General features: G+C 66.8%; 17 protein-coding genes. 10 read left to right on the top strand and 7 right to left on the bottom strand.

Features of this window, described 5'->3' with window-relative positions; all coding sequences use genetic code 11:
• The first annotated feature begins 86 nt into the window (after positions 1–86).
• From OKA11_RS03175 to parC, 4 genes are all read left to right on the top strand, one after another.
• The gene (locus OKA11_RS03175; protein ID WP_267218773.1) at positions 87–1,142 is read left to right on the top strand and encodes a cysteine desulfurase family protein; all 1,056 of its coding nucleotides are present in this window, start codon (positions 87–89) and stop codon (positions 1,140–1,142) included.
• Entirely contained in the window at positions 1,139–2,218 is a 1,080-nt protein-coding gene (locus OKA11_RS03170; RefSeq protein ID WP_267218772.1) for a cysteine desulfurase family protein, read from the top strand. Before OKA11_RS03175 ends, OKA11_RS03170 begins: the two co-directional genes overlap by 4 nt.
• Before the next feature lies 1 nt (position 2,219).
• On the top strand, positions 2,220–2,552 hold the full coding sequence (locus OKA11_RS03165; RefSeq protein WP_142633251.1) for a 2Fe-2S iron-sulfur cluster-binding protein: 333 nt from the start codon (positions 2,220–2,222) through the stop codon (positions 2,550–2,552).
• Positions 2,553–2,643: 91 nt separating this feature from the next.
• Complete coding sequence (gene parC, locus OKA11_RS03160; RefSeq protein ID WP_267218771.1) at positions 2,644–4,953, top strand: DNA topoisomerase IV subunit A; 2,310 nt, start codon at positions 2,644–2,646, stop codon at positions 4,951–4,953.
• Between the two features lie 117 nt (positions 4,954–5,070).
• Here parC and OKA11_RS03155 read toward each other — a convergent pair whose 3' ends face one another.
• The 6 genes from OKA11_RS03155 to OKA11_RS03130 all read right to left on the bottom strand — a co-directional run bounded on the left by OKA11_RS03155 (position 5,071) and on the right by OKA11_RS03130 (position 9,882).
• On the bottom strand, positions 5,071–5,715 hold the full coding sequence (locus tag OKA11_RS03155; protein ID WP_267218770.1) for a retropepsin-like aspartic protease family protein: 645 nt from the start codon (positions 5,713–5,715) through the stop codon (positions 5,071–5,073).
• Positions 5,712–6,896 (bottom strand): CCA tRNA nucleotidyltransferase, encoded by a 1,185-nt coding sequence (locus OKA11_RS03150; protein ID WP_267218769.1) that lies wholly within the window; start codon positions 6,894–6,896, stop codon positions 5,712–5,714. The genes OKA11_RS03155 and OKA11_RS03150 overlap by 4 nt, the downstream gene beginning before the upstream one ends.
• Positions 6,889–7,482, bottom strand: a complete 594-nt coding sequence (locus OKA11_RS03145; protein ID WP_267218768.1) for a CoA pyrophosphatase — start codon at positions 7,480–7,482, stop codon at positions 6,889–6,891. The genes OKA11_RS03150 and OKA11_RS03145 overlap by 8 nt, the downstream gene beginning before the upstream one ends.
• Positions 7,479–8,024, bottom strand: coding sequence for a DUF1285 domain-containing protein (locus tag OKA11_RS03140; RefSeq protein ID WP_267218766.1), 546 nt, complete (start codon positions 8,022–8,024; stop codon positions 7,479–7,481). The genes OKA11_RS03145 and OKA11_RS03140 overlap by 4 nt, the downstream gene beginning before the upstream one ends.
• A gap of 90 nt (positions 8,025–8,114) precedes the next feature.
• Complete coding sequence (locus OKA11_RS03135) at positions 8,115–8,642, bottom strand: GNAT family N-acetyltransferase (protein WP_267218765.1); 528 nt, start codon at positions 8,640–8,642, stop codon at positions 8,115–8,117.
• Positions 8,643–8,700: 58 nt separating this feature from the next.
• Positions 8,701–9,882 (bottom strand): PQQ-dependent sugar dehydrogenase, encoded by a 1,182-nt coding sequence (locus OKA11_RS03130; protein WP_267218764.1) that lies wholly within the window; start codon positions 9,880–9,882, stop codon positions 8,701–8,703.
• On the opposite strand from OKA11_RS03130, the gene OKA11_RS03125 reads away from it, so the two are divergent.
• The 5 genes from OKA11_RS03125 (at position 9,875) to OKA11_RS03105 (ending at position 14,778) form a co-directional block, all read left to right on the top strand.
• Positions 9,875–10,504, top strand: coding sequence for a ribonuclease HII (locus OKA11_RS03125; protein ID WP_267218763.1), 630 nt, complete (start codon positions 9,875–9,877; stop codon positions 10,502–10,504). The genes OKA11_RS03130 and OKA11_RS03125 overlap by 8 nt on opposite strands.
• Entirely contained in the window at positions 10,501–11,406 is a 906-nt protein-coding gene (locus OKA11_RS03120) for an oxidoreductase (protein WP_267218762.1), read from the top strand. Before OKA11_RS03125 ends, OKA11_RS03120 begins: the two co-directional genes overlap by 4 nt.
• 294 nt (positions 11,407–11,700) lie before the next feature.
• Positions 11,701–12,834, top strand: a complete 1,134-nt coding sequence (locus OKA11_RS03115; RefSeq protein ID WP_142633270.1) for a site-specific DNA-methyltransferase — start codon at positions 11,701–11,703, stop codon at positions 12,832–12,834.
• A 269-nt stretch (positions 12,835–13,103) separates the two neighbouring features.
• Entirely contained in the window at positions 13,104–14,216 is a 1,113-nt protein-coding gene (gene folP, locus OKA11_RS03110) for a dihydropteroate synthase (RefSeq protein WP_267218761.1), read from the top strand.
• Positions 14,217–14,424: 208 nt separating this feature from the next.
• The gene (locus OKA11_RS03105) at positions 14,425–14,778 is read left to right on the top strand and encodes a hypothetical protein (RefSeq protein WP_207078676.1); all 354 of its coding nucleotides are present in this window, start codon (positions 14,425–14,427) and stop codon (positions 14,776–14,778) included.
• Between the two features lie 74 nt (positions 14,779–14,852).
• Here the strand turns inward: OKA11_RS03105 and OKA11_RS03100 are convergent, their stop codons facing one another.
• A complete protein-coding gene (locus OKA11_RS03100) occupies positions 14,853–16,277 on the bottom strand; it encodes a sigma-54-dependent transcriptional regulator (protein ID WP_267218759.1) in 1,425 nt (474 codons plus the stop codon).
• Positions 16,278–16,566: 289 nt separating this feature from the next.
• On the opposite strand from OKA11_RS03100, the gene OKA11_RS03095 reads away from it, so the two are divergent.
• Positions 16,567–16,692 (top strand): aa3-type cytochrome c oxidase subunit IV, encoded by a 126-nt coding sequence (locus OKA11_RS03095; RefSeq protein WP_142633277.1) that lies wholly within the window; start codon positions 16,567–16,569, stop codon positions 16,690–16,692.
• The last annotated feature ends 3 nt before the right edge of the window (positions 16,693–16,695 follow it).

Genomic DNA, 16,695 nt, shown 5'->3' with positions numbered 1-16,695 from the left:
TGTTGGCCGCATCGATATTCACGGGAGTGGTAAAGGAATGGATCGCTATATAGAAACACTGGGCCCAAAAACAACTTTTGCAGAACATGGCCTCTCAAACGATCTATCTCGATCACGCCGCGACCACTCCGATCATGCCCGAAGCGCGCGATGCCTGGCTTCAAGGCGCGGCAATCTGGGCGAATCCGTCCAGTCCGCACAAGGCCGGACGCGCCGCCCGCGCCGCGTTGGAGCAGGCGCGCGAGCGGGTGAAACAGGCGCTCGGCTGGCAGGGTGAACTGATTTTCACCTCGGGCGCCAGCGAGGCGCTGGCGATCGGGCTCGGCCGCGCCAAGGCGGAGCGGCGGCTGGTCTCGGCGGTGGAGCACGATGCGGTGTTTCGTGCCGCGCCCGGCGCGCTGGAATTGCCGGTGCGGGAAGGCGAGGTCGATCCCGAGGCGCTGGGTGCTGCACTGGCAGGGGGCGGACGGGCGGTGGTGGCGGTCCAGTCGGTCAATTCGGAAACCGGCACGATCTTGCTGCCCTACCCGCGCAATCCGCTGATCGAGCAGGTACGCGCGGCGGGCGGGCTGGTTCTGGCGGACTGCTCCCAAAGCGCCGGCAAGGCGCCGCTTCCCGATGCGGACATGGTGGTTCTTTCGGCCCACAAGCTGGGCGGCCCGATCGGCATCGGCGCGCTGCTGGTGAAGGACTGGGCCATGCTGGAGCCGAGCGGCGGGCAGGAGCGCGGCTACCGTGCGGGCACCGAGAACCTGCCGGGCGCGATGGGCTTTGCAGCGGCGCTCGAGGCGCGTGGGCTGGAGGACTGGGCAACCACCGCCGAGCAGCGGTTCGATTTCAAGAATGCGCTGTTCGCGCATGGCGAGGTGCTTCAGCCCGGCGTGCAGTGCTCGCACATCTTTGCGGTCGCCGCGCCGCGCCTGGCCGCCACCGCGATGCTGATCCGCATGGATGCGCTGGGCTTCGCGATCTCGGCGGGCAGCGCCTGCTCCTCGGGCACGCTCAAGCAGAGCCGGGTGCTGAAAGGCTTCGGTATCGGCGAGGATCTTGCCCGCCGCACGGTGCGCGTCTCCATCGGCTGGAATACGGCGCCTGAGGAACTCGATGCTTTCGCCGAGGCCTGGGCCCGGATCAACGCATGATCTACCTCGACTATCAGGCGACCACGCCGCTCGCGCCCGAAGCGCGCGAGGCGATGCTGCCGTGGCTGGGCGGGCCGGACACCATGGGCTTTGCCAATCCGCATAGCCCTCATCGGCCCGGTCGCGGCGCGGCCGCCATCGTCGAGGTTGCGCGCGCGCAGGTCGCGGCGCTGCTGCCGCCGGGGGGGAGGGTGGTCTTCACCTCGGGCGCTACCGAGGCGATCAACCTCGCGCTGGCCGGTTCCGGGGCAAGGCGGCTCGCCGTCTCGGCGATCGAGCATGCCGCAGTGCTGGATACCGCGCGGGTCATCGATCCCGAGATTTCGGTTCTGCCCGTCAATGGCGATGGGCTGGTCGATCCCGATGGGGCGATCCCGGATGAAGCCGGCCTTGTCGCGGTGATGCAGGTCAACAACGAGATCGGCACGATCCAGCCGGTCGAGGCCCTGGCCGAGGCGGCGCACCGGGCAGGCGCGCTGTTCCTGTGCGATGCGGTACAGGGCGCGGGCAAGCTCGCTGCCCCCCACGGCGCGGACATGATCGCGATCTCGGCGCACAAACTCTACGGCCCCAAGGGAATCGGCGCGCTGTGGATTCGCGGTGGGATCGATCTCAAGCCGCTGATCCACGGCGGCGGGCAGGAGCAGGGCCTGCGTTCCGGCACGCTGAGCCCCGCGCTCTGCGCCGGGTTCGGCGCGGCGGCGGCACTGGCGGCGACACGCATGGACGAGGACGCCGCCCATGTCGCAATGCTCTGGGCCCACGCCCGCGCGATCCTTTCCCGCTGGACGCTGAACGGTTCTGCCGAGCATCGCTGGCGCGGAAACCTCAATCTGCGACTGGATGGGCTCGATGTCGCGCGGCTGATGTCGGACCTTCGGAACATCGCGTTTTCCGCCGGTTCCGCCTGCGCCAGCGGCTCGGGAAGGCCAAGTCACGTGCTCAAGGCACTGGGACTTTCGGACGCGGAGGCCAAAAGCTCTATCCGTCTGGGATTCGGGAGATATAGTGGCCTCAGGGAAATCGAGGATGCCTGCACACGAATAGAAGCCGCGGCAGCGGTGCAGGGAGTCTGAATTGTTGAACGTCAGATTTGTTACCGCCGAAGGAGCCTCCGTCACGGCCGAGGCCGAACCGGGTACGCGCCTGCTTGCGCTTGCGCAGCGCTGCGGCATGCCGCTTGAGGGAACCTGCGAGGGGCAGATGGCCTGTTCCACCTGTCACGTGATCGTCTCGCCCGACTGGTTCGACGTTCTGGAGCCTGCCTCCAACGACGAGGAGGACATGCTCGACCTTGCCGCCGGGGTCACCCGCACCAGCCGCCTTGCCTGCCAGATCGAACTGACGGACGCGCTTGACGGCCTCGAAGTGCGCATCCCCGGCCTCTCGCGGGACATGCAGATCGGCTGATCGCGATAAATCGGAACGAATCGGGAAACCAAGCTCTGGAAAACGCTGGAATCCGACTTGGCACCGGGCGGAGCGCTGCTAGGTTCCGCCCATGGTGACCACGACCGACGAAGACTCCGATCCGTTCGACGCCATTGTCGACGCGCCTTTCGATGCCGCGCTCTCGCAGCGCTACCTCGTCTATGCGCTCTCGACGATCACGGCCCGCTCGCTGCCGGACTTGCGCGACGGGATGAAGCCGGTGCACCGCCGCCTGCTCTGGGCGATGCGGCAGCTCAAGCTCGATCCCGCCAGTGCCTACAAGAAGTCGGCCCGCGTCGTCGGCGACGTCATCGGTAAGTACCACCCGCATGGCGACGCCTCGGTCTACGATGCGATGGTCCGCCTCGCGCAGGACTTCTCGCTGCGCTATCCGCTGGTGCAGGGGCAGGGCAACTTTGGCAATATCGACGGCGATAACGCCGCCGCCTATCGTTACACCGAGGCGCGCCTCACGCGCACGGCGATCCACCTCATGGCGGGGCTGGACGAAGGCACCGTCGATTTCGTTCCCACCTACAACGGTGAAGAGAGCGAGCCGGATATCTTTCCCGGCATGTTCCCGAACCTGCTGGCGAACGGCTCGACCGGCATCGCCGTGGGCATGGCGACCTCGATCCCCAGCCACAACGTCGCCGAGATCATCGATGCGACGATGCTGCTGATCGACAAGCCCCAGGCCGAGCATGACCAGCTCATGCAGGTGTTCCATGGCCCGGACTTCGCGACCGGCGGCCTGGTGGTCGACAGCCCCGAGGCGATCAGCCACGCCTACGAGACCGGCAAGGGCGCGTTCCGCGTGCGCGGCCGTTTCTCGACCGGAAAGGACGCGGCGGGCAACTGGGAAGAGACCGGGATCGAGAAGCTGGGCAGCGGCCAGTGGCAGCTGGTCATTTCCGAAATCCCCTACATGCTGCCCAAGGGCAAGCTGATCGAACAGGTCGCCGCGCTGATCGGCGACAAGAAGCTGCCGATTCTCGAAGACATCCGCGACGAGAGCGACGAGCAGATCCGCATCGTCTTCGTGCCCAAGAGCCGCAACGTCGATCCCGAGATGCTGAAGGAGAGCCTCTACAAGCTCACCGATCTCGAAAGCCGCTTCTCGCTCAACCTCAACGTGCTGGATTCGCACCGCACTCCGGGGGTGATGGGCCTCAAGCTGCTGCTGTCCGAATGGGTCTACAACCAGATCGACATCCTGCTGCGGCGCACCCGGCACCGGCTGGAAAAGATCGCCTCGCGGCTGGAACTGGTTGCCGGCTATATCATCGCCTACCTCAACCTCGACCGGATCATCGAGATCATCCGCACCGAGGATGAGCCCAAGGCAGTGATGATGGCCGAGTTCGAACTGACCGACCGTCAGGCCGAAGCCATTCTCAACATGCGCCTGCGCTCCTTGCGCAAGCTGGAGGAGATGGAGCTTCGCAAGGAGCATGAGGACCTGCTGAAGGAGCAGGACGAACTTAACAAGCTGCTCGAAAGCCCGGCCCGCCAGCGCACGCGCCTCAAGCGCGACCTGACCACGCTGCGCAAGGAATATGCCGAGGATACCGTGCTCGGCCGTCGCCGCACGACGATCGCGCAGGCCAAGCCGACGGTCGAGTTCAGCATGGACGCGATGATCGAGAAGGAGCCGGTGACGGTGATCCTCTCGGCGCGCGGCTGGGTGCGCGCGGCGAAGGGGCATGTGGCGCTTGGCCAGGATGCGAAGGGAAGTGATTTCAAGTTCAAGGAAGGCGATGGCCCCGCCTTCGCCTTCCACGCGCAGACCACCGACAAGATCCTGATCGCGCTCGACAATGGCCGTTTCTACACGGTCGGCGCGGACAAGCTGCCGGGCGCGCGCGGGTTCGGTGAACCGATCCGCACGATGGTCGACATCGATGCCGACGCGCACATCATCGCCGCGCTCGTCTACAAGCCGAAGTCGCAGATCCTGCTGGCCTCCAACATCGGGCGCGGCTTCGCGGTGGAAGCCGAGGAACTGCTCGCCGAAACCCGCAAGGGCCGTGCGGTGATGTCCACCAAGCCGGGCATCCACCTCAAGATCGTGCGCGAGATTCCCGCGGAGCACGATCACGTGGCCGTGGTGGGCGACAACCGCAAGCTGGTGATCTTCAGCCTCGAGGAACTGCCGCTGATGGCCAAGGGGCAGGGCGTCACGCTCCAGCGCTACCGCGACGGCGGGCTGTCGGACCTCATCACGCTCAAGCTGGAGGATGGCCTGTCCTGGACGATGGGCGGCGAGACCGGCCGCACCCGCAACGAGAAGGACATGGGCTTGTGGAAGGTCGCTCGCGGCGCGGCAGGCCGCCTGCCGCCGACCGGATTCCCGCGTGACAACAAGTTTCAGGGCTGACTTGAACCATTGAACCCCGTCGTCCCCGCGAAGCTGGGGCGACGGGGGGCGTGTTTGCCGTCCGCATTGCGCACGCCGGACAGGCCGCGTGCAGCGAAGGCGCCATGGCGGCCTTCGTCACTCGTCCGAAGCGGCTGCCCTCGGCACCAGGATCAGCTGGTTGTTCTCCACCCGCCAGGAACCGAGCTGCGACAGCAGGTTCATGCCGATCACGTTGGTTTCCACCTCGTTGTCCGGTCCGATGGCGACCGGCAGCGCGTTCGCCTCGATCGAGCCGAAGCGCAGCGAGCCGGCGGTTGCCATGCGGGCGACGATGGTGCCGTTGGCGGTATCGAGCATGACCCCCTGGTCGCCCTGATCCGGAAGGATCCCGGCGCGCTGGGCGACGGATTGCGAGATGCCGGTATAGGTCGCGCCGGTATCGATGAGGAAGTTCACCGGCTGGCCGTTGAGCTGCGCTTCCACCCAGAAATGTCCGTCGGTGCGCAGCGGCAGCACGGTCTGCGCGCCTTGCACCGTGGCCGGGCGCAACTGGTCAAGCCAGAGCGCGGCGTCGGAGCGGTGGGCGTTCCCGGCGAGGCTGGCCACGGTCAGCAGCAGCGCGGCGGTGAGGCCGAGATAGGACGTGTTGCGCAGCCCGTGGCTGAGGCGCGGGTAACGCACCGTCAGCATGCCCGCCAGGATCGAGACCAGGATCGCCGCGATGGTCAGCGCCATCAGCGGCTTCTGGTAGAGGAATTCGGAAAGTTCGCCGAGATTCACGAGTTCTGCTCCGCCAGTTCGGCGTCGAGCAGGGCATCGACGCGGGCCGCCGCGGGGAAGCCTTCGGCAATCCAGCGCTCTTCCACGCGGCGCAGCAGGCGCGCGACTTGCGGCCCGGCGCCGACGCCGCGAGCAACGATCTGGCCGCCTTTCAGGGGAAATTCGGGGATCTGCCAGCCGGTGATCGATGCGGCATCGGCCCCGGCGATCAGCAGGCGGTCGAGCGCACCGTCATGGCCGAGGCGATAGGCCAGCGCCCGCGCCTCGCCGGGGGCAGCCTCGCGCCCGGCAGCGAGCGCAAGGCGCTTCTTCTGCGCGCCCGAGAGGCGAAAGCGCGAGGCGATCTGCTCGGCCAGCGGCACGTGCGCCGGTAGCAGCGCGGCAAGACGGCGCAGCGGATCGGCGGCGATCGCTTGCGCCTGTTCGGCCCTGACCAGCGCGGCAAGGGCGGCGGGATCGGCTTCCGGCAGGATGACGGCCAGCACGCCAAGCTCGGCCATGCGCGCCACGGTCGGCGCGGGATCGGGCAGGCCGAGCAGGTTCATCATCTCCATGCCCACGCGCTCGCGCGACAGGCCCTTGAGCGTGGCGGCGAGTTCGGAGCAGGCGCTTTCGGCTTCCTCGTCCGCCGGCCGCGAACCGAACCGGGCCTGGAAACGGAAGTAGCGCAGGATCCGCAAGTGATCCTCGCGGATGCGCTGGCGCGCGTCGCCGATGAAGCGCACGCGGCGCGCGGCAAGGTCGGCAAGGCCGCCGAAATAGTCGGCGATCTCGCCGCTCAGCGGATCGGCGTAGAGCGCATTGATGGTGAAGTCCCGGCGGGCGGCATCGTCGCGCCAGTCCTCGGCGAAGGCCACGGTGGCGCGGCGGCCATCGGTGGAGACGTCGTGGCGCAGCGTGGTGATCTCCACCGGGCCGCCGGGCAGCACGGCGGTGACGGTGCCGTGGTCAATCCCGGTCGGCACGCGGTGAATGTCCGCGCGCTTGAGGCGGATCATCACTTCGTCCGGTTCCAGCGTGGTGGCCATGTCGATGTCCTTCACCGGCAGGCCGAGCAGCGTGTCGCGCACGGCGCCGCCGACGAAGCGGACGTTCTGCGCGCCCAGCGTGTCGATCAGCGCGGCGATGTCCTCCCGGTGCATCCATTCGGGTGCGATGCGGGTGGGCAATTGTTCAGTCATTCCAGTCGAGCCTGCGGGAAAGGTTGTGAAGGATCGCCCCGGTCACGCCCCAGATGCGGTGGTCGTGCCAGTTGATCTCGACAAAGCGGTGGCGGCGGTTTTCCCACTCGACCGAGCATTGCTGCTGGTTGGCGGGATCGAGGAGATAGCCCATCGGCGCCTCGAACCACTGCGCCACTTCGGCCGGGTTGGGGTGGATCGGCAGGTCGGCGGGGATCACCGCGACAACCGGGGTGATCTCGTAGCCGCTGCCAGTGCGGTAGACGTCGCTGGTGCCCAGCACCTGCACGTCACGCGGATGAATGCCCAGTTCCTCGTCCGCTTCGCGCAGCGCCGCCTCGATGGCGGTCTCGCCTTCATCGAGGCGGCCGCCGGGGAAGGCGATCTGGCCGGGATGGGCGCGCATGGTGGAGGGACGGTGGAGCAGCAGGGTGCCGGGTTCTTCCCGCTCGGTCAGCGTGATGAGGACGGCGGCGGGCTTGAACTCCGGGATATTCTCGATGCGCGGATCGAGCCAGAGCTCTGGCGGGGCGTTCCTGTGGGCGGCGTCGAAGCGCGGGCGCAGGCGGTCGAACAGCAGGCTCATGCGGGCACCAGATCGAACGTCGCGCCGCGGCTGGTTACCGACAGATCGCCGCCCGCGAGCGCGATTTCGGCAAGCTGGCCATAGGTGCTGCGGTTGAGGCGGGCTTCGGTGCCGTTGCGCACGGAAAGGTAGATCGCCGGGGTTTCGGGATCGCCATGACTGCGGATCGGGTGATCGGGCCCGGCGATGACGAGATCGTCGGTGTTGAGGCGGAAGACCAGCGCATCGCCCTCGGCGCGCACGTCGGTGGCGATGAAGGCGGCGTCCTCGACTTCGATCGAGAGCTTTTCAGCGGGCGTGACCAGCCAGTGCCGGCCCCGGTCGTCGCGCAGCAGCAGCGAGGCGAAGGCGCGGACCATCGCCGGACGGCGGATCTCACCGCCTTGATGGAACCAGCGGCCATCCGCCGCGATGCGCATTTCGCTGTCGCCGATGACGGCAGGCGACCACTGCGAGACCGGCGGCAACTTGCGCGCGGCCACGAGTTCGGCGGCTTGCGAGAGCGTCAGCGCGTTCAGATCGGGCGGCACGTCATAAGGCATGGCTATCGCGATGCCAGATAGGGACGCTCGCGCCAAGGTCCAGCCCGCGATTTAACGCGGGCCGGTTGCCTCGAGTTGACGGCGCCCCAATCAGCGCAGCCAGGGGCCCAGCATGCCCTCACGCGGGAGGACGGCGGGATTTTCGCTGCGCACCAGCAGGCGGTGCTGCTCGAACGGGCCGGGCAGGCTCCAGCCGCCGGTGGCCTCGCTGGCGAAGCCCCAGCGTTCGTAATACTCGGGGTCGCCGATCAGCACTTGCGGCAGCGGCGCGCGGGCGTCGATCCCGGCGAGGCTGGCCGAGACCAGCGCCTTGCCGAAGCCCTGGCCCTGCAGTTCGGGGAGAACGGCGACCGGGCCGACCATGATCAGCGGATGGGCACGGCCTTCGGCATCGGTCAGCGCCACCGGCCAGCACTGGATCGAGCCGACCAGCATCTCGTCGCTGTCGAGCGCGGCGAAGGACAGGCCGGGCAGCCATTCGGTCCCCTCGCGCACCTTGTAGGCGGTGCGCGTGTGTCGCTCGGGCTCGAACGCACGGTCGAGCAGCGCTTCGACGAGCGCGGGATCGACATTGTCGAGCGGGATGAGCGTGGCGGTGTCGGGGATGGTTTCGGACATGGCGCGCGCCGATAGGATTGGCGCGCGCCTTTGTCGATTCAATTCGGCTAATGCAGGATTAGTGTTTCGGCGTCAGATGGAGCAAATGCCCGGAATCCGGCGCCGGGCCGTCTTCCAGCAGCCAGATCGATCCGTCGAGGCCCTGCTGGATCTCGCGGATGCGGTTGTCCAGCGGATAGCGCGCCTCCTCGGCCGCCTTCTCGCCGTCGATCCGCACGGTGACGAGGCCGGGTTCGGAAAACGAGGCGATCACGAACCTGCCCTTCCACTGCGGGAAGCTGTCGCCGGTGTAGAAGATGAAGTCTCCCGGCGCGATCACCGGGTTCCAGCTGATCGCCGGCGCGGCAAGATCGGGACGGGTCTTGTGGCGCGGGATCGGCTTGCCGTCATAGTGGTCGCCGTCCGAAACCAGTGGCCAGCCATAGTTCTGCCCGGGCTTCACCAGGTTGATCTCGTCGCCGCCCGCAGGTCCGTGTTCGAGATCCCAGAGCCGCCCCTTGTCGTCGAACACGAGGCCAAGGACATTGCGGTGGCCGTAGGACCAGATCTGGCTGGTCGGGGCGGGTTTGTCTGCAAAGGGGTTGCCCGGGGCGGGCGTGCCGTCGGGCAGCAGGCGCACGATCTTGCCGAGATTGGTGCCAAGATCCTGCGCAGGCGTGAACTTCTGCCGCTCGCCCGAACTGACGAAGAGGTACTGGCCATCGGGCGAGAAGGTCAGGCGGTGCGAGTAGTGGCCGTTGCCGGAAACCTTCGGAGTCTGCCGCCAGATCACCTGAAGGCCCTGGAGCGCGCAGCTTGCCGGCTGCGGGCAGGAGAGGGCGGCCTTGCCGACTGCCGCGCCGCGCGTATCGCCGTCGCCTTCCTCGGCCCAGCTGAGGTAGACCACGCGCCCGTCCAGGGTCTTGCCGCCTTGCCCCGGCGCAAAGATCACATCGCCAAGCCCGCCCTGTCCGCCATAGGCGACTGTCGGCGCGCCGGAGACTTTGCCCAGGCTGCCGTCGGCCAGGCGCAGGCGGATCTTGCCCTTCTTCTCGGTGACGATCATGGCTCCGGTGGCCGCATCGATGTCCATGGCCCAGGGCTCGTCGAACGCGGCGACCTGTTCGACCTTGAAGGGCGCCGCCTCGGTTGCGGCGGCCGAGGCCTTATCCCCCGAGCCTGCCGCACCGCAGCTTGCGAGGATGCAGGCGACGGGCGATACCGCAGCCAGGAACGATCTGGAGTTTTTCCGCTTGGTCACGTCGAGTAAATCCCTTGCCGCCAGCGCACCGGGCCGCCTGATCATCGGGGTGGATGAGGCAGGGCGTGGCCCTCTGGCAGGGCCGGTTGTGGCGGGCGCGGTCGTGCTGTGCAAGCCCCGGCCTGCGGGGCTGGACGATTCCAAGAAGCTTTCCGCCAGGCGCCGCGCCGAGCTGGAAGAGGTGATCAAGCGCCGTTGCCGCTGGGCGGTGGGCGTGGTGGACGTGGAAGAGATCGACCGCATCAATATCTTCGGCGCGACGATGCTGGCGATGACCCGCGCGGTCGCGGCGCTCTGCGCGCAACTGGGGGCGGAGCCGGACGAGGTCCTGATCGACGGCAACATGACCCCGCAGGGCCGCACGGCGGAGTGGCGCTGGAAGGCCCGGGCCATCGTCGGCGGCGACGCGGTGGAGCCATGCATTTCGGCCGCCTCGATCATCGCCAAGGAACACCGCGACCGCATCATGCGCGATCTGGCGCTGGTCCATCCGCATTATGGCTGGGAGCGCAACGCCGGCTACGGCACTGCCCAGCACCTCGAGGCGCTGCGCCGCCACGGGCCCACCATCCACCACCGCCGCAGCTTCGCGCCGGTCGCTCAACTGGAGATGATGTTGTGACGGGATTTACCGCGGCCGACGTGACCGGGCAGGCCGGCAAGTGCTTTCTCGTCAGCGGCGCCAATACCGGCCTCGGCTTCGAGGTGACGAGAGTGCTGGCCGCGCGCGGCGCCCGCGTGCTGCTGGCCTGCCGCAGCGAGGACAAGGCCCGGCTCGCCATGGAGCACATCCGCATGGAGGTGCCCGGCGCCAATCTCGCCTTCGTGCCGCTGGATCAGGCGGACCTCGCCAGCGTGCGCGAATGCGCAGGCATCGTGGCGCGCGATGAGCCGCGGCTCGATGTCCTGGTGAACAACGCGGGCGTCATGGTGCCGCCGCTCGAGCGCACCGTGCAGGGGCACGAACTGCAGTTCGGCGTCAACCACCTCGCAGTGTTTGCGCTCACCGGCCTGCTGCTGCCCAAGCTCGCCGAAGTTCAGGATGGCCGCGTTGTCATTACCGCCAGCCTTGCCCATCGGCGCGGCAGGATCGACTGGGACGATCTCGACGCGCATCGCAGCTACAGCCGCTCCAAGCGCTATGGCGACAGCAAGCTGATGAACCTGCTGCACATGTACGAACTCGACCGACGCCTGCGCGCGGCGGGTTCGCCGGTCACCGCTCTGGCCTGCCATCCGGGAGTGGCGTCCACCGAACTGGGACGCCACTCGCTGGCATTCCGCGCGCTCTTCCCGATTGCGGGGTGGGTGCTCAACAGTGCCGAGGACGGCGCCTGGCCGACCTTGCAGGCGGCGACGGGGGCGGTCGAGCCGGGGCAATATTACGGCCCGCAGCGTTTCGGGGAACTCTCCGGCCCCTCGGGCGTGGCCAGGCGCAGGGCTTCCGCCACCGATCCCGATGCGGCGCGGCGGCTCTGGGAGATCAGCGCGGCGATGACCGGGGTCGACTACGCGGGGATTTGAATCTCATCGCGCCCTGCCGGACTCAGGCAGGTTCAACGACGCAGCTGTGCATTTCGCACGGGGCGGTGTTGATAAAAAAATTTGCTGGAATCGCGCGAGTCGCTGCCGAGTCGCAAACCCCAAGATGTTGAGTCAGGTGTTTCCCTCATGACTCGACATCTTGTGTGGGATTCGTTTTGTTCCATAGTGCTGAACAGGTGAATCACCAGGGAATCCGGCGAGTCGCGGCTTGACGGTGAATCCCGAAAGACTCATTGGGGTGTCAATCCACAGTTCAAATTCCCCGGAGCAAACATGGGCCAGCTACTCGTCAAGCAGAAGATCCGCGCTCGCGCACCCGCGCCGACGCCGAAGGAACTGCTGCCCCTCGGCCAGATCATCCCGGGCGACTGCATCGAGGCGATGCGCACCATTCCCGACGCCAGCGTCGACATGGTCTTCGCCGACCCGCCCTACAACCTCCAGCTCGGCGGCGACCTGTCGCGTCCGGACGGCAGCCATGTGGACGCTGTCACCAACGACTGGGACAAGTTCTCCAGCTTCGCCGTCTACGACCAGTTCACCCGTGACTGGCTGACCGAGGCCCGCCGCGTGCTCAAGCCCGAGGGCTCGCTGTGGGTGATCGGCTCGTACCACAACATCTTCCGCCTCGGCGCGATCATGCAGGACATGGGGTTCTGGATCCTCAACGACATCGTGTGGCGCAAGGCCAACCCGATGCCGAACTTCAAGGGCACCCGCTTCACCAATGCCCATGAAACGCTGATCTGGGCCTCGATGGGCGAGAAGTCGAAGTACACCTTCAACTACCGCGCGATGAAGACGCTGAACGACGAACTGCAGATGCGTTCGGACTGGGTCCTGCCGATCTGCAACGGCGCCGAGCGCCTCAAGAAGGGCGGCCGCAAGGTTCACCCGACCCAGAAGCCGGAAGCGCTGCTCTACCGCGTGATGCTGGCCACCACCAACGAGGGCGACGTCGTGCTCGACCCGTTCTTCGGCACCGGCACCACCGGCGCCGTCGCCAAGCGCCTCGGCCGCGAGTGGATCGGCTGCGAGCGTGAAGGCGATTACCGCGAAGCCGCGCTGGAGCGCATCGAGATGGCGCTGCCGCTCGACGAGCGTGCGTTGAAGACCATGCAGTCCAAGCGCACCGCGCCCAAGGTGGCGTTCGGCACGCTGATCGAGACCGGCTGGATCGCCCCCGGCACGGTGCTTTCGGACAAGAAGAACCGCTTCCGCGCCGTCGTGCGCGCCGATGGTTCGCTGGCCGCCGACAAGGTGACCGGCTCGATCCACGGCCTTGGCAAGGAACTCCAGGGTGCGCCTTCGTGCAACGGCTGGACGTTCTGGCACCTCGAGCACGAAGGTCAGGTCAAGCCGATCGACGCGATCCGCCAGCTTTACATTCTCGCTACCGAGCCTTGAGGCTTGCGAACCGCCCTTCGAAAATGTTCGAAGGGCGGTTTCACGTTTTTGGAGTGGCGCATCTTCCGGGTCATCAGGTGATCCCACCTGATTATTAGCCAGAGGTAATGGGCAGGGCGCCGAAACCTGTTCTGCGTGGCCTGCGCGGACGCTAGAGCGTTTTTCGAACGGAGTGGAACACGCAGTGACTCGGAAAAACGCGGAAAACAAAGGTTCTGGAGAGCCCGATCTGATTCAATCAGATCGGAAAACGCTCTAAGGGCCCGCGCATGACTCGCCAGATCTACATTCAGCCCATCGCCTTCGCCCAAAGCCCGCAGAGCGAGGAAGGCGATGCCGTGCGCCTTGCCGGTTCGCTGGTCTGGGCCAGCCGCTTTGCGCTGATCGTGCGGGAAAACGGCAAGGTGATCGCGCGTGAGCGCCTCGGTGCAGCCGAAGTGCCCGCTGCGCTGGCGGCGCTTCCGGACGATCTTGCCGTTGCGGCGCAGGTTCAGTGGGCGAACTTCAGGAAAGTCCATCCGCCGCTCAAGTGCGGCGAGCGCACGATCCGCCTCGAACAGCCGCAAGTTGCGGGCATTCTCAACATGACGCCGGACAGTTTCTCGGACGGCGGATCGTTCCTCGACAAGCCTCAGGTCGCTTTCGACCACGCCGCCGCCATGCTCGAGGCGGGCGCGGCGATGATCGACCTCGGCGGCGAATCCACCCGTCCCGGCGCCGGTGCGGTTTGGGAAGGCGACGAGATCAAGCGCGTGGTGCCGATGGTCGGGCAGCTTGTCGCCATGGGGGCTGCGATCAGCGTCGACACGCGCCGGCCGGCGGTGATGGAAGCCACGCTGGCAGCGGGCGCGCATATCATCAACGACGTTTCCGCCTTGCGCTACGATCCGCGCAGCCTCGAACTCGCGGCGGCTTCGGGCGCGCCGGTGGTGCTGATGCATGCGCCGGGCAAGGCCGACGACCTCCATTCCAACGGCAACTACGCCGACGTGGTGCTGGACGTCTACGACTGGCTCGAACTGCGCCGGGACGCGTGTCTGGCTGCCGGCATCCGGCCCGAGAACATCATGCTCGACCCCGGAGTCGGCTTCGGCAAGACCCTGGCCGAGAACCTTGCGCTGATGAACGGCCTCGCGATCTTCCACGGCCTCGGCCATCCGCTTTACGTCGGCGCCAGCCGCAAGCGCATGATCGGCGCGCTCTCCAACGAAGCGCCCGCGCATGACCGGCTCGGCGGTTCGCTCATGCTGGCGATCAGGGCGATGGATGCGGGCGCGCATATCGTGCGTGTCCACGATGTGCGCGAGACGGTGCAGGCGGTCCACGTCTGGCGCGGCCTGCGCGATGCCGCGCTGACCGATTTCGGCCAGCTTCCGCGCTGATTTCTGCGACATAACTGGCTGGCGGATGAACCCGGGATTGCCCCCGGATGAACGCGCCCGCCTGCTGTGTTGCCTGGTGAACGCATGGCCGCATCCGGTTTCGGATCGTCCGCCCGGCGCCCCGGTTCGTCTCTCGGCCTTGAGCAAAATCGTGTTTCGGCTCGTTTCTCCATCGAACCGACCACACGAAGCCAAGGGAGAAGTCCCCATGAAGAAGACGATTTTCCGCACCGCACTGGTTGCCATGGCCCTCGTTCCAGCCGGTGCCGCGATCGCCGTGCCGACGATGTACGAAAAGGAAGTGGCGCGCGGCGAGGAAGCCCGCATCATCCAGAGCCCGATCGGCGGCATCCAGAACAGCAAGTGGTATGACTACCGCATCAACGTGAACGAGAGCCGCAAGGAACTCGCCAGCGATCTGCGCCGCGCCAGCGACATCGAGGACCAGCGCGATGCCTACAGCGAATATGCCACCGAGCTTTCGCATGAGCGCGGCAAGTACGTGAAGTACATGGCCAAGCGTGGCTACCGCGTGCCGCAGGTCTATCTCGAAGCCCTGTAACGCCCGCAATCCCCTTGGGGGCAGCCCCGCAAGGGGCGGCGGCCTCGGAGCTACGGCTCCGGGGCCGCCTATCGTTATGCCGCGTTGTCGATGCCGAGTTCGCTGAGTTTGCGGTAGAGCGTGGAACGGCCGATCCCGAGCCGCCGCGCGACTTCGGTCATGCGTCCGCGATAGAGGCCGATGGCGAGCCGGATCACGTCCGCCTCGATATCCTCCAGCGGGCGCAAGTGGCCGTCCGGCGTATAGAGCATGACGCCCGAGCTCTCCTGGCGCGGATTGGCGGCCACGCTCGACGAATCGGTGCCGAGGATGCTGAGAAGCTGGGGAAAATCGTCCGAAGTCAGCGCGTCGCCGTCGCAGAACACCGCAGCGCGGAACAGTACGGCCTGTAGCTGGCGGACGTTGCCCGGCCAGTCATAGGCGGCAAGCAGCGAGAGGGCGCCGTCGGTGATGCCCAGTTCCCTGAGGCCCGGCTGCTCGCCGATGCGGGCGAGGAAAAAGCGGGTGAGGGCAGGGATGTCGCCCGTCCGCTCGCGCAGCGGCGGCAGCTCGACTTTGGTGGGCGACAGCAGTTCCAGCAGGTCCGGCAGGAATTCGCCGACATCGACAAGGTCCTGCAAGGGCATGTTGCTGGCGGCAATGACCCGCACGTCGACCCGGAACGAGTGGCGCGCGCCGATCGGGCGTACGTCGTTCCTGCGCAGCGATTCCAGCAGGCGTTCCTGCACGCTGAGAGGAAGGCGGTCCACCTCGTCGAGCGCGATGGTGGCGCCGTCGGAATGCTGCATGGCGCCGATCTGCCGCTCGAACGCGCCGGGAAAGGCGCCCTTTTCGTGGCCGAACAGGTTCGATTCGATCGAGTTGGCGGCAAGGCCGGCGATATTGACGATCCGCAGGGGCGACTTGGCACGGGGGCTGGCGGCGTGGATCGCGCGCATCAGCACTTCCTTGCCGGTGCCGCTTTCGCCTTCGATCAGCACGTGGCCGTGCCCGCGCGCGGCCTTGGCGGCGACCGCCAGCGCCTTGCGGAAATTGGGGGAGGCCCCGATCATCGATTCGAAATCGGGGGTGGAGGGCATCTTCTCGGTCAGCGGCGCCAGTTCGTCGCGCGGGGCTTCGCGCGTGGTGGCCGAGCGCAGCGCGTGCATCAGCCGGTCCGGCGCGATGGGCTTGACCAGATAGTCGGTCGCGCCCGCGCGCATCGCCTCCACCGCCAGCAGCGGCGAGGTATTGGCGGTGAGCATCAGGATCGGCAATGCCGGGCGGCGCACCTTGAGTTCGGCGATCAGCGCGCAGGCATCGTCGCCCGGTACCCATTGGTCGAGAACGATGGCGGAAAGCTGCATGCCCTGACGGGTGCCGAGCGTGGCGATCGCGGTTTCAGGGTCGCGGGCGATCAGCGTGCGCCACCCTTCACGCGCCGCGAGCGCCGAGATGAGGCGGCTCTGCGCGGGTTCGTCGTCGATCAGCATGAGGAGGCGTTGTTCGGAATCCGCCATTTCTTACGCTTGTTCTTGCGCCCCCTTGTTGTGGTGCCAGAGACTTAGGTCAAACCGGTAAAGAGCAACTTAAGCCTGACGCTGCGTTCAGGGCTAGCCGATTGTTGAACCTTAAGGGAGTCTCCAGTCTCAAGTTCGATCCGAAATGGCGCCAATCCGGCGCCATCGCGATGCCAAGCCCCTTGAGCGCAGGCCCGGTCAAGGTTAAACCATCGGCAATAACACAAGAATGACAACGCTTTTGAAAGCGGCGGACCTCACAAAGGCGCGCAACAGGGGATTTGATCTGATGGCTTCCGGCACGGACATCAAGGCAGCTACCGAAACCTACAACAGCTTCATCAAGGCGACGGTCTGGGGCACGGCAGTCGTGCTGGTGATCGTTGTCCTCGTCGTCGGCCTGATCGCTTCCTGAGCC

This window comes from Novosphingobium clariflavum, assembly GCF_026420865.1.
GTDB classification, from domain to species: Bacteria; Pseudomonadota; Alphaproteobacteria; order Sphingomonadales; family Sphingomonadaceae; genus Novosphingobium; species Novosphingobium clariflavum.
Note: the sequence above shows the minus strand (reverse complement) of the source record. Positions and strands in the feature narration are given on the sequence as shown.